This is a genomic window from Ruegeria sp. AB8, from assembly GCF_056542605.1.
This window is the reverse complement of sequence record NZ_JBQGAB010000001.1, coordinates 1-12618: the sequence shown is the minus strand read 5'-3', so window position 1 is coordinate 12618 and position 12618 is coordinate 1. Positions and strand designations below refer to the sequence as shown.

The following is a 12618-nucleotide window of genomic DNA, read 5'->3' as shown; positions in this document are numbered from 1 at the left end:
CGTGCAAGTGATTTCAAAACTGAATTTAAGGTGAATGTCACGCATCGTTCACACTGAAGTGCAACCTGTCTTGTCAGAACCCTGTTCGGGGTTCTTTACAAGCTTACAGCCAGATACGGAGTCTGCCATGAAAGACGAGCGCACCCTTTCTTTTGACGAGTATGATGAACTCATAAACCCACGCCCTGAGGAATGTGATTTTGACCGCGTCGTCGAACGCGCCGTGTCGCGCCGTGGATTTATGGGAAGTGTTCTGGCGATGGGCAGCTTTGCTGCGGTTGGGGGCTCGATTCTGCCGACAGGCGCGCGGGCCGCTGCCAACCGTTTCTCATTCGAAGCGATCCCTGTATCCACAGCGGACGATGTCGTGGTGCCTGCCGGTTACAAGGCAGAGGTCATGGTGCGCTGGGGCGATCCGCTGTGGTCGGATGCGCCCGAGTTTGATCACGCCACGCGCGGCACTGGTGCAAGTCAGGAACGCGCCTTCGGCGACAATACCGACGGACAGGATGTATTCTTCCATGATGGACACGTGCTGTTGGTGGTGAACAATGAATACACCAATCGCGATATCATTTGGGGCAACAACCCTGACGCCAAGCCGGCATCTGACGATGACGTGGCCAAAGGCATGATGGCACATGGTGTCACCGTTGTTGAGATTGCCAACACCGACGGCAAGTGGGGCATTGTCAAGGACAGCCCGTATAACCGCCGAGTCACTCCGCAGACCGACATGACCATCACCGGACCCGCCGCTGGTCATGACCTGATGAAAACCGAAGCCGATCCATCGGGCACGGCTTGCAAAGGAACATGGAACAACTGCGGCAACGGGATGACACCGTGGGGCACCTATCTGGCCTGCGAAGAGAACTTCAACGGCTATTTCTCGGCCGAAGATGAAAACCACGAAACCAGTGCCGAGCTTAAGCGTTACGGCGTGTCCGCTAAAGATTGGGGTTACGGTTGGGCAAAAATCGACGACCGGTTCGATGTCGCAAAGAACCCCAACGAACCAAACCGCGCAGGTTATGTCGTTGAAATCGATCCGAGAGATCCCAACTCGACCCCACGTAAGCTGACCGCCCTGGGCCGTTTCAAACACGAAAACGCTGACACCGTGGTCAACAACGATGGTCGCATCGTAGTTTACATGGGCGATGACGAACGTGGCGAGTTCCTGTATCGCTTTGTATCCGACGGCGTCTATGCAGCCGGAGTAGATACCAATGCGCTGCTTGAAAACGGGACGCTCTCGGTTGCTAAGTTCAACGACGACGGTACTGGCGAGTGGCTGGAGCTGACGCCCGAGACCACCGGGCTGGCTTCACAGGCCGAGGTCAGTATTCACACGCGCCTGGGTGCCTCGGCGGTGGGCGCAACCACGATGGACCGCCCGGAATGGGTCGCCTCGAACCCGAATGCGCCGGAGGTTTACTGCTGCCTGACCAACAACAAGAACCGAGGCGTCAAACCGAATGCTGGGGGCGACGACACATCCGCCAATGGCCCGAACCCGCGGGACAAAAACAACTATGGTCAGATCGTTCGCTGGCGTCCGGATGGCGGGGACCACACCGCCGCTGGATTTGGCTGGGATCTGTATGTTCTGGCGGGCAACCCCACGGTGCACAGTGACGCTTATGCCGGATCCGGCAACGTGAACGCCGATAACATGTTCAACTCGCCCGATGGCCTCAAGTTTGACAGCAATGGCCTGCTTTGGATCCAGACTGACGGCAATTACGGCAACAACGGTGACTTTGCAGGCCATGGCAACAACCAGATGCTGGCAGGGGACCCGGTGACAGGTGAGATCCGCCGCTTTCTGGTTGGCCCCAATGAATGCGAGGTCACCGGTCTGAGCTGGTCTCCGGATCGCCGAACCATGTTTGTCGGCATTCAGCACCCGGGTGAGGATGGAAACAGCCACTGGCCCGAAGGCGGTGACTCGGTGCCGCGTTCGGCGATCATCGCCATCACGCGCGAGGACGGTGGCCTGGTCGGTTAAGCCCCGCTTCTGAGTTGAATCATTCCCCGGACGGCAGGTGTGGTCCGGGGAATTTCTGTTTATGTGCCGTTTTCATCGAGAACTTGAGAATTTTGAGGTGCGCGCAGAGCACCGAAACGGGTTAGAACCCGCGGTATCCCGTTGTGGGCCGAAAAGGTCGCTTGAAAAGCGTTGTGTGTCGAAAACCGACCGACCCGAGCCCATATTGAAGTTTAGAACCGGTCCATCTGGTAAGGAGGAATCAAAGGCGATGCCTGACGTCACAATCGTTTTTTGGCGCGACATCCCCGCTCAGGTCATCGTTGGCAAAGGCCGGCGTGGTGCCAAGCGGCAGTTGGAGGAGCGGTTCGAGCAAGCCATTGACCGGGCTGCGATGAAGGTAAATGCCAAGGACAGTGATGCCTACCTGGCCGAATGGCGCAAGGCCGACCCGTTCGAGGTCGAGGGTGATCCGGCAGAAATCGCCGAAGCCCAGGCCGTACGCCTTGAAACGGAATACGATCAGGACCGCATCAAGGCCCTGATCGCCAACGACGGTTGGGCATAGGCCCGGTTTTTACAAAGGGAGGCCTCAATGGCTTTGCTGAATTTCAAGAAACGTGATGTGGCCGAGAAGGCCCCGGTGAATCCGACCGTCGAAGCCTTTCTGCAAGGTTATTCGATCGAGGTGATGCCTCGCACCGCCGAGAAGGTCGAGGATTTCCGCGCGTTGCTGCCCGAAGGCACCCGCGTCTACATCGCCCATATCGAGGGCACACCGATCGAAGACATGGTCCAGACCGCCAAGCGGATTGCGGCCGAGGGGTACCCGGTGATGCCGCACTTCCCGGCGCGCATCATCAAGGATGCCGCGACGCTTGAGAACTGGATTTCGATGTACCAGGGCGAAGCAGGGGTCGATCAGGCGCTGATGCTGGCCGGTGGTGTTGCCAAGCCGCATGGCGAATTCGACAGCTCGATGCAGCTGCTGGAAACTGGCCTGTTCGACAAGGCGGGCTTCAAACGTCTGCATGTTGCCGGCCACCCCGAGGGTAACAAGGACATCGACCCGGACGGTTCGACCAAGAATGTCGACGACGCGCTGCGCTGGAAACAGAAGTTCAGTGAAACCACCGACGCGGAGATGGCGCTGGCAACCCAATTCGCCTTTGACGCCAAGCCGATCATCGCATGGGCCGACGGTCTGAAAGCGGCGGGCATTGATCTGCCGATCCACATTGGTATCGCTGGACCAGCCAAGTTGCAGACGCTGATCAAATTCGCGATTGCCTGTGGTGTCGGCCCGTCTCTGAAGGTTCTGCAGAAGCGTGCCATGGATGTCTCCAAGCTTCTGCTGCCCTATGAGCCGACCGATGTTGTAACCGAGCTGGCCAACCACAAGGCCGCCAACCCTGACTTCAACATCACCAACGTACATTTCTTCCCGCTTGGTGGTATCAAAACCAACGCCAACTGGGCAATCGACAACGGCGGTGCTTCGGCGCAGCCTGTAAACTCCTAAGGAACGGACATGACCCGTACAGTCGTAGAATCAAAAACAAAAACCGCCGTTCTGGGCTTTGACGAACCGTTTTGTGTGATCGGTGAGCGGATCAACCCTACCGGCCGCAAGAAACTGGCCGCTGAATTGGAAGCGGGGGACTTCTCGACCGTTGAGAAAGACGCCATCGCTCAGGTTGCTGCAGGCGCGACCGTTCTGGATATCAACGCAGGCGTTGTCTACAACTCGAATCCCAACCCGAACGAGACCGAGCCGCCGCTGATGCGCAAGATCGTCGAACTGGTGCAGGGTCTGGTCGAAGTGCCGCTGTGCATCGACTCGTCGGTTCCCGGAGCCTTGGAAGCCGGTCTTGAGGCAGCTCAGGGCCGCCCGCTGCTGAACTCGGTCACTGGCGAAGAAGAGCGTCTGGAACTGGTTCTGCCGCTGGTCAAGAAATATAACGTTCCGGTTGTTGCGATCTCGAATGATGACACCGGCATCTCGGAAGACCCTGATGTCCGTTTCGAAGTGGCCAAGAAGATTGTTGAGCGCGCCGCCGATTTCGGCATCCCTGCGCATGACATCGTCGTCGACCCGTTGGTCATGCCCATCGGTGCGATGGCTACGGCTGGTCAGCAGGTGTTCGCCCTGGTCCGTCGCCTGCGCGAGGAACTGGGCGTGAACACCACTTGCGGTGCGTCCAATATCTCGTTCGGTCTGCCGAACCGCCACGGCATCAACAACGCGTTCCTGCCGATGGCAATGGGCGCTGGCATGACTTCGGCGATCATGAACCCGGTCGCGCTGCCGGTGACGCAGAAGAAGATCGCAGAGAAGAAAGAGCAGGTCACTGCGGCTGGAATCATCCTGCCTGAGGGCATGGATGATGAGGCCTTTGTTCAGATGTTCGGTCTGGGCTCGACCAAGCCACGCGCTGGTAAGGAAATGGAGGCCATTCGTGCTGCCAACCTGCTGACCAACAATGACGCGCATGGCGGAGAGTGGATCCGGTTCAACAAAGACCCGGAAGAAGCCGGTGCAGCCGGTGCTGCAGGTGGCCGTCGCGGTGGTGGCCGTCGTCGCCGCGCCTGAACCGTTTCGACTTTTTTCAAAAGGCCGGGTTCTCCACCCGGCCTTTTCTTTTTGATATTGATCAATGCTGTTTTTCCATGCTGCCGCAGAATATCGTAATCGGAACGCTGCGATCAGGTGATTTCATGACCAAACATATTCCACCAAAACTGTCCGATGCGGACCTCAGCAAGAGACTGACCAAAAAGGAGTATTTCGAGCGGCTTGAGGGGCTTCAGGCGCAGCTTGCAAAGATACAGCAGGCTTTTTTGTTCCACGACCTGAAAGGCGTGATTGTGTTCGAAGGCTGGGACGCCGCAGGGAAGGGCGGAACCATTCGTCGGATCAGTCAGGCGCTGGACCCGCGCAGCTTCAAGGTCTGGCCGATCGGAGCGCCCCGAAACTACTATCTCAACCGGCACTACCTGCTTCGGTTTTGGGAACGTCTGCCACCTTCGGGCGCAATTTCCGCATTTGATCGAAGCTGGTATGGCAGGGTCCTGGTTGAACGGATCGAGGAGCTTACACCTGAAAAACGCTGGCGCGAAGCATATCAGGAGATCAACGATTTCGAACGCATGTTGGTGGATGACGGGACCCGGATTGTGAAGCTGTTCTTTCACATTTCAGAGGATGAGCAGATGCAACGTTTCACCCAACGGCTGACAAACCCGTTGAAACGCTGGAAACTGACCTATGAAGATTTCCGTAATCGTGAGAAGTGGGAGATAACCGAGGTCGCCGTGAATGAAATGTTGGCCAAAACCTCGACGCTGAAAGCGCCGTGGCATGTGATCCCCGCGAACAACAAGAAATACGCAAGAATCAATGCTATGAACGTCATTTTTAAGGCGTTTGCAGAAGATGTTGATCTGAACCCGCAACACCTTGACCGGCAAACACTGGACGCGGCGGGCAAGGCATTAGACGTAGATCAATCGCTGATTGAAAGCCTGCGTGCCCGGACCGAGTAACGATCCTGCTTGATCCCGATCCGGCGACGATGCTATGCCAGCCAAAGAGGCGGGTATGGTGAAAAGGTATCACACGAGCTTCCCAAGCTCTTGTTACGGGTTCGATTCCCGTTACCCGCTCCAAGAAAATACTCTAAGCGTCTATAAAATATTAATAAAGTGCGCCTTCACTGCGCAAATTTTGAGTTTTGATAAACGCGGATTATGCAGCGTTATCTTCGATCAGATTCTCTGGTTCTTCAATTTGACCGTGTCTGCGCCGCTGACCTGTGGCCTTCAACCAGCTACCTCTTTTGGCCCGATTGATCGAGTGCCGCAATAAACCTGGTCGTCAAATAGGCACAGTGACACCAATCTTTGGCGCTTTGAACCAGCCTGACGATCCTGTTTTGGAGGTAGTCTCGGAAGCCCTTTGAATTTCTGCACCAGATGTTCAGATCAGGAACATCGGCATGTTTTCAACACTGCCTAACTCAATCTGGCAACGTCGTGACCGTCGATAACAATAGCAAAGTTCCAGAATTTCCCGACCTCTGCCTCAGCTGACCGTGCCGCTGTTTCCTCGTCAGGGATGCGTTCAATTCGAAAACCAAACTGTTCGAGCCCGCAAAAATCAACTCGGCTCAGAATAATCGGAACCACATTTCTTTCGATTGCTGCGGCGGCGAGTAATCTTGCAACAGTATATGGAGACTTCGAAGGCTCAACGATCCTGACGCCAATATATGTGTGGTCCTCAACTTCGCGTTCCCAAAGTGCGGTTGACGGAAGTAAGTCCATATCGGGGAACAGAACTTTTCCAAATTGCCGCGTTCCTCGATCTCGAAGGATAACGTCATCCAAATTAGCCGGTTGTTCCGGCGTGAAGGTGTTGACTATCTTGTACCAGTTGTTTTCAGCCATTTTTTCAGCTCGTCGCTATGATTTCAGCAGCTGCGGACACACCGGATTCAGGCAGCTCTATTTGTTGCAGTGTTGTACGAAAGTCTTCCGCGCCCCCGTCATCCAGACAAACCTGTACCGTTCGTTCCAGCTTCATGAATTCCGCTTCCGTAATGGTTGCGCAAAGATTGCGGTCAGATAGTGCTCTTGCGCGTCGTTCCTGGTCGTCCAAATAAGGCGCAGACTGTGGGATAAGTATTGCGGGAATCTTGTGGTAGAGGATCTCGTGGACCGAATTGTACCCGGCGGCAGATATTACCAAGTCGGCGGATAGACATAGCTTTGTAGCCTCTAAAGTATTAACCACCTTTGAATTTTTCCAACCAAACGCGGCTGCCTGAACCGCGCTACCAGGCCAGGTTACGACCAGGTGAAGGCAGTCTGCGCGGCACTCAAGCATTCCTGAGATTGCTTGCAGTTGAGCGGACCTGTCAGAGGCAACTCCTCCGCCTAACATGCTGACAATCAGCAGTTTAAAGTCGCGATCAAACCGCTCGGCCAGGCGCGCACGTAGGTTTTCGGAGTCCTCGGGCGATTGATCTACCTGGCGAAAAACTGGCCCTATGTTGTGAACATGTTCACCGTAACTGTAAGCGTCGTTAAGCTCCTCAAAAGCCTCTGACGGCACGATGACCCGGTCGAAAATACCCTCGCGACGAAGCATGGTATGACGTGACCGACCTTTGGGCCAAAGGCCACGGCGAATCCAGATTGCGGATAATCTGTGTTCCCGGATTACGCGATTGACGGAATCGAACACATAGCCACCGTCAAAAACGAACCGGTCGCCTTCTTGTAATGCGGCGTTCAGACGCCGGTAAGTCAGGATGTCATTCGCGTTGGAACTGTCGTTTACGTCTGACCGGGCGACCAGCGGTATACAGTCGATCCCTTCGCGTCGAACCATAGGAACACAACTTGGGAAGGCCGCAAACACCGGGGACATGTGTTTTGGCAAAGCCTTGGCGATCACAGTGCACCGCTGCGCATGACCCAACCCAACTCCGTTAGTTGGCAAAAACAAGGTTCTCGGCGACGTCCGTTTGGGTGGTCGCGGTTTGGCGCTAAGCCCCGCGGCGGTCTCGAGCCGGGATATATCTACTGTCCGCGGCCACGGAGACTTTCGTGTTTGTTCAGCGATGTGTGGTGTATTCCCGATAATTTTGCCGATCAGGTATCCATCCAAAGCAAAAAGCGTCTTGGGTCCAAGTAACGCCGGCGCTCCGGACGATATCAAAACCTCGTCTTCGGTGCAGTCGATCACGACGCCACCGGCTGCAATCACTTCAAGCGCAAGCTCGGCCATCCGGTCGCCTGCGATGCCATTCCCAAACATCGCGAGGATATCCGTTGAATTTGCGAGGGTTAGAGGCGAAAGATCAGTATAAAGAACTCTGGGGAGATCGTTGAATTTTGACGCCTTTAGGAACTCATTCTGCGCACCGCTCACAACCAGCTTAAAGCCATAGCTGCCCTGATTGCTCATCCGGGACAGACAGGACAACGTTTCAGAGTCGTCCAACTCCAAGGATCCCAACACGACGGTTACGTTCGCCAATTCACCAATTGGCCGGGTGATCGGTCGGGTTTCAGTTACCAGGGGGCTGATAGCTGAAGGTGAAATGGAACGCGGCTGAAGGTCCGATAGATCAATGACAGTTGCTTCGCGCCCCAGTGCAAACGCGAGACGGGCTTTTGCACTAATGTAGCTTTGCTGAGTACTGAACCGGCCAGTTGCGATTACCGGAACATCCGTCCCAAGTTGCTTTTGTCGCAATGAGGCAAGCAGCCGGTCATCTACTTCTTCCGCGCCGAGGATAAACACGGCTTCAGCTTCGAGTTCTTCGGTATCGGCGAGAAGTGTCGCAGCCTCGTAGTGTCTTCCGCGCCCTGCATCCTCAGGAAAATAGGTTGCGTCGATGCAAACATCGAAACCACGCTTTCGGAGTTTCAGAGCAAAAATCAATTGTGCGTCAAAAGACCGAACTGAAAGTGTACCCGCTTCAACAAAAATCATGTCAGCGCCTCTCTGTCCGCGGTCAGAATGGCGCCCAATCGCTCTTTGAATTTGTGGCCTGAGTAGCGCTCAAGCAGCGGCTGTGCCTCAGCAACTTTTTCATGATACCGGTTGGGGGACGAAATCAGGTCAGAAATGATCCGGTCCACATCCCCGGGGCTACAGGGGATTACGGCATTTCCGAATGTCTTTGCCGTTTCCGGATCCGTCAAGACGACCTTGCCGGCTGCGATAGCCTCCGCAATTACGCGCCCGAAACTCTCTCGCCAAGTCGGCGCTGTAAAGTAGACAAAAAAATCTATCATCTCAAAAAAATCTTCCAGACTGATCGCGTCAAATGGAAACAAAGTCCAATGCGGACGAACGATGTCCGTGTCCATCAACGCGTTCGCACCAAGAATGACATTGGACTTCGCGTGTTTGGGAAAACACAAATCAAGATCAGCGACAGATGGAAACTTTTCGAAGCCAGGCCGCGAATGTCGACCGCGTCGGTCCTCTGGCTTTTCGCATGGTTCGTCTTTGTCACTGAAAAAGATGTTGAACCAGTCATCTTCCAGGACATTCCAATGGCCGCCCTTACGAAATTTGGACAACCAGCCTGTAACGGTCTCACGGTTATACGCCGAAATTGGCGCAAGCGTTTTCCTAAGCGCGAGGGTCGACAAGTCTATCTGATCCAGGCAGTTTGAAACGTCGAAGCCTTCTTCGCCGCCCGGCCGCAAGAAGTTTTCGTGGGTTACAACGATTATTTCCTGCGCATAAATCTCTGCGCTCAAAGAGTTTTGAAACTTCAGGAAAGACGGATTGTGCAAGATAACAAAATCAGCGCTTATCCGGGGGGCGTCCCAAACCACTGGGATACGAAGCTCGTCCAACACTCGCTGCAGCACCGGCGCGACATGCTGACTGCTGCCAAACATCTTTGAGGTTCTGGCATGCACCACCAGATCAGCGAACTCGGCGGCCACACGCAGTTCGGCAGCGACAGCCATGGAAGTGCCACCTAAAAAGCGGGGCTCAATAACATATGCTATCTTCACTTTCTTAGGATATCGAATGTTTGGAAATTGCGTCATGATTTCAGTGCAGGGAAGAAGCGGCAAGCGCAGCGCTGCCAACTTGTGAAACCTCTGCACTGTTTGCGGCATTGCCAGCAAAGCCGTAATCCACCTGTCCCCGTGAAACGGTGTCAAAAAAACTGCGCAACTCAAGTGATAATTCGTCATCACCCAATAGCAAGTCTGGGTTCTTTTGAAGATAATCCCACAAAGCCTGGATGTTATTCTCGGACAAAAACTGATCTATCGTCAGCAAATGCTCCAATGTAATTTCGGCACGCACATGCTGGGACGGCAGTAAGAACAATAGGGCAGTTACTATCGCAACAAGTTTAGAGTTAGGCATCTTAAACCCCGATCTCCGATTGTTAACCTACATCGTTTTTGCCTCTTACAGCCAGAAACTGGCAGGTATTCATTGGTCTGTTGCCGTTTTTAGTTTGCTTAAAACCTGCCTTTTTAGCTGATCGACTTGATCTGTCGCAGAAGCGCTGCGACGAACCTTTTTTACTTTGGGTTTCGTCGCATTATTGCCGGCCAACCATAATTCCACGACGCCGTTTTGCGTTTTGGACTTAGAGCCCGTGAAATCGCGCAACAAAGCACCGGCATCTTCTGCAAGCGCTGTTGCCTGAGCGGCATCTTCCTTGTGATAGAACCGGACGTTGGATTGTTTAACCCCAAAGCCAACACGCGCTGTTCCACTTAACTCATGACCTGCCGCTACGAGGTTATTGACCACTGAGTTCACTGTCCGTGCGCCAAGGCTGTTTGGTATAAACAGCTTAAATTCTGCGCCGCCGCTGCTGGCAATCACTTCCGCTGATTCAGTGTCCTCGCGCGGCTTTGCTGCGCCATCTGTCGTCTCAGACGACGTTAAAGGTGGTTCCAATTTGTCTTGCAATCTGACCACTGATTTTGGCGACACTTCTTCTGTTCTTGGTAAGGGGGCTTTTGAAAGCTCTCTTAGATCAATTCCTGTTCGATCATTTGAATCAGGCGCGTCCGGCGGACTTACCTTGCCTGGAATGACGAGATTCAATTTCGGTAGATTATCAAGGCTGTTCAGGGCAAATTCCGTTTCGCTTGGCGCAGACCGAAACGCCACAGCTTGTTTCAGCGTAGAAGGCTGGTCTTCGGCATAGACCAATGAAACCAGCTCGAATGAAATCTCGGGAGCGCTTGAGCCTGGATCAGTCGCATTTGCGACAACAGCTTTCAAACTGTCGAAGATCGCAGGAACATCAGGCAAAACGATCGACGTTCTGAAATGCAAAAACGCTTGCGCTATTTGATCGTGAGACCAAGCAGAATTCGGGAAGGCACTTTGTGGATTCTGTGTGGCGGGAGGCCCGGTTGGCCGCTTTGGCGTCTCAAGGGTCAGCAGATCCGGACGAAGCGAAGGAGCGACCGGCGGTAGCATTGGTTCGAACAACTTGGGATCAAGCGGCATCTCTTTCATAAGGGGTATAGCAGACGCGACTATGCTTGAGCTTTCTGCCGTTGCCAAAATTTTCCCGAAGGAAGTCGAATTCGGCGAAGTATCCGGCTGCATCAACGACCGAACCACCTGACTTGGCGGAGATTTTGGCCCCTCTATTTGCGAACTATTTGATTGCGTAGAACTCTTTTCCGGCAGTGTGGTGGTCTGGGGAGTATTTGTATCCAAACTGCTGGAAGAGAATGGTTTTTCTCCACTATTTGATTCCCACCGGGCCAATGCAAACATTGTCGAAAATGAAAATACGACTCCAATTCCACACCCGATGGCTACTGACGCAAATCTGCCTCTGAGCGGTTGTTGTTGTTTGGGCCAGCGGAAACTTAGCTTTCTGCGAATGTTTTCAGCGGCATCTTCGACCGGCTGGTCTGCACTTGAGGGCGAGCGAACACGACTCTCAAGTTCAACACTCGTTCTGTCGACTTTGGCGGGAACGTCTCCAACCGGAAACAAACGTTCAAGGCCCCTGTTTCTTTCTGATCTTGCACCATACAAAGACGCAATACTGGGCGCAAGCTGTTGATGTCTTTCTCGAACGGATCCAGTTGAGCCTGTTTTCTGTTGTCGGGATTCAGAAGGAGCGGCAGTTGCTCTTCCAGCACCATTGCTAACTTGCTCACTACCACCGACGTCCGACTCACCAGGGGCATGCTTCTCGGCCTCAGCCGAGTGACGCGCAAGCACCGCCTGTCTTCGCCTGCGCGCTTCTTCCAGCCTGTCCCACAAGTGCTGTGGTCTGGATTCATTCACCCTTTTGGTTGAGCGATCCTTTCCCGGTTGATCAAGTTCGCGGTCCGGATTTTCCTTGCGGTTCCGACCAAGATCCGCAAGTTTTTTCTTCCGCTGTTTCCGCGCGTTTTCAATCTTCTGCTGCCATTCTTCTGACTGCAGAAAATCATGAATCTGTGACGCGTCATCACCGCCATCACCCGCAACTTCAGGTAGCGTACTTGTGTCGCCAACCTTTGACATAAGCAACCCCCAAAACGGTCATTGCGCTATGCTCTACATTATTGAAACAAGAGCAAAAAAAGACGTTTGGCACAGTCTCTAATTATCTAACAAAACACGAGAAGAGATTATAAAAAATGCTGATCAAAGACAAGTAAGCAGCCGGGAATCGCCGCAAACTTCTTTGATGAACGGTTCTGGAGCTTGAAGAACAGCCGCAAACTGTCAGTTTTCCGCTTGCTTTTGTCCGTTCTTTTGGAGCCATTAACTCATGCCCAACAGTTTTGTTCGCTGCAACACCATACGCCTTCGGTAGATCGCCTTGTTGGCGGTCTCATGCCCACTGAGCCATATCGGCCTTAGGCGGTGTGAACATGGCGAGGGTGCAGTATGCTATTCCCGCACTTTCTGATATTCGCAATCTTGTGGTTCCTTATCGTTGGACACCATTAAGCGTGCTAGGGTCAGGACCCATTGATTTCCGCGTGGCTGCGTGAGTCACGGTTCGAAAATCGGGCGGTGACCATGTCTGATCTTTTTTGGCTGACGGATGCGCAGATGGCGCGTCTTGAGCCTTTCTTCCCCAAGTCCCACGGCAAACAACGCG

Annotated in this window: 10 protein-coding genes, 1 tRNA gene and 1 pseudogene; 7 read left to right on the top strand and 5 right to left on the bottom strand. The window is 53.8% G+C overall.

Features of this window, described 5'->3' with window-relative positions; translation table 11 throughout:
- Nucleotides 1-127: 127 nt before the first annotated feature.
- From ACR0CG_RS00060 to ACR0CG_RS00035, 6 genes are all read left to right on the top strand, one after another.
- Complete coding sequence (locus tag ACR0CG_RS00060; protein ID WP_480522319.1) at nt 128-2014, top strand: PhoX family protein; 1887 nt, start codon at nt 128-130, stop codon at nt 2012-2014.
- 250 nt (nt 2015-2264) lie between these two features.
- Nucleotides 2265-2561: a virulence factor gene (locus ACR0CG_RS00055; protein ID WP_321252861.1), complete on the top strand. Its 297-nt coding sequence runs from the start codon at nt 2265-2267 to the stop codon at nt 2559-2561.
- Nucleotides 2562-2588: 27 nt separating this feature from the next.
- Entirely contained in the window at nt 2589-3515 is a 927-nt protein-coding gene (locus tag ACR0CG_RS00050) for a methylenetetrahydrofolate reductase (protein ID WP_480522318.1), read from the top strand.
- Between the two features lie 9 nt (nt 3516-3524).
- A complete protein-coding gene (locus tag ACR0CG_RS00045; RefSeq protein ID WP_170614975.1) occupies nt 3525-4586 on the top strand; it encodes a methyltetrahydrofolate cobalamin methyltransferase in 1062 nt (353 codons plus the stop codon).
- Nucleotides 4587-4711: 125 nt separating this feature from the next.
- On the top strand, nt 4712-5539 hold the full coding sequence (locus ACR0CG_RS00040) for a polyphosphate kinase 2 family protein (protein WP_480522317.1): 828 nt from the start codon (nt 4712-4714) through the stop codon (nt 5537-5539).
- A 49-nt stretch (nt 5540-5588) separates the two neighbouring features.
- Nucleotides 5589-5662: transfer RNA gene (locus tag ACR0CG_RS00035), tRNA-Gly, on the top strand.
- 345 nt (nt 5663-6007) lie between these two features.
- Here ACR0CG_RS00035 and ACR0CG_RS00030 read toward each other — a convergent pair.
- The 5 genes from ACR0CG_RS00030 to ACR0CG_RS00010 form a co-directional block, all read right to left on the bottom strand.
- Entirely contained in the window at nt 6008-6442 is a 435-nt protein-coding gene (locus ACR0CG_RS00030; RefSeq protein WP_480522316.1) for a hypothetical protein, read from the bottom strand.
- A 4-nt stretch (nt 6443-6446) separates the two neighbouring features.
- Nucleotides 6447-8498: a glycosyltransferase gene (locus tag ACR0CG_RS00025; protein ID WP_480522315.1), complete on the bottom strand. Its 2052-nt coding sequence runs from the start codon at nt 8496-8498 to the stop codon at nt 6447-6449.
- Nucleotides 8495-9619 (bottom strand): hypothetical protein, encoded by a 1125-nt coding sequence (locus ACR0CG_RS00020; RefSeq protein WP_480522314.1) that lies wholly within the window; start codon nt 9617-9619, stop codon nt 8495-8497. The genes ACR0CG_RS00025 and ACR0CG_RS00020 overlap by 4 nt, the downstream gene beginning before the upstream one ends.
- Complete coding sequence (locus tag ACR0CG_RS00015) at nt 9582-9905, bottom strand: hypothetical protein (protein WP_480522313.1); 324 nt, start codon at nt 9903-9905, stop codon at nt 9582-9584. The genes ACR0CG_RS00020 and ACR0CG_RS00015 overlap by 38 nt, the downstream gene beginning before the upstream one ends.
- A 69-nt stretch (nt 9906-9974) precedes the next feature.
- Complete coding sequence (locus ACR0CG_RS00010) at nt 9975-12032, bottom strand: hypothetical protein (protein WP_480522312.1); 2058 nt, start codon at nt 12030-12032, stop codon at nt 9975-9977.
- Nucleotides 12033-12536: 504 nt separating this feature from the next.
- On the opposite strand from ACR0CG_RS00010, the pseudogene ACR0CG_RS00005 reads away from it, so the two are divergent.
- A pseudogene (locus tag ACR0CG_RS00005) lies at nt 12537-12618 on the top strand (IS5/IS1182 family transposase); the annotation flags it as partial.

What these genes read in the sequence shown, in the direction of transcription:
- ACR0CG_RS00050 (WP_480522318.1), top strand. Translation starts at nt 2,589, where the DNA reads ATGGCTTTGCTGAATTTCAAGAAACGTGATGTGGCCGAGAAGGCCCCG.
- ACR0CG_RS00060 (WP_480522319.1), top strand. Translation starts at nt 128, where the DNA reads ATGAAAGACGAGCGCACCCTTTCTTTTGACGAGTATGATGAACTCATA.
- ACR0CG_RS00030 (WP_480522316.1), bottom strand. Translation starts at nt 6,442, where the DNA reads ATGGCTGAAAACAACTGGTACAAGATAGTCAACACCTTCACGCCGGAA.
- ACR0CG_RS00025 (WP_480522315.1), bottom strand. Translation starts at nt 8,498, where the DNA reads ATGATTTTTGTTGAAGCGGGTACACTTTCAGTTCGGTCTTTTGACGCA.
- ACR0CG_RS00015 (WP_480522313.1), bottom strand. Translation starts at nt 9,905, where the DNA reads ATGCCTAACTCTAAACTTGTTGCGATAGTAACTGCCCTATTGTTCTTA.
- ACR0CG_RS00055 (WP_321252861.1), top strand. Translation starts at nt 2,265, where the DNA reads ATGCCTGACGTCACAATCGTTTTTTGGCGCGACATCCCCGCTCAGGTC.
- ACR0CG_RS00040 (WP_480522317.1), top strand. Translation starts at nt 4,712, where the DNA reads ATGACCAAACATATTCCACCAAAACTGTCCGATGCGGACCTCAGCAAG.
- ACR0CG_RS00010 (WP_480522312.1), bottom strand. Translation starts at nt 12,032, where the DNA reads ATGTCAAAGGTTGGCGACACAAGTACGCTACCTGAAGTTGCGGGTGAT.
- ACR0CG_RS00045 (WP_170614975.1), top strand. Translation starts at nt 3,525, where the DNA reads ATGACCCGTACAGTCGTAGAATCAAAAACAAAAACCGCCGTTCTGGGC.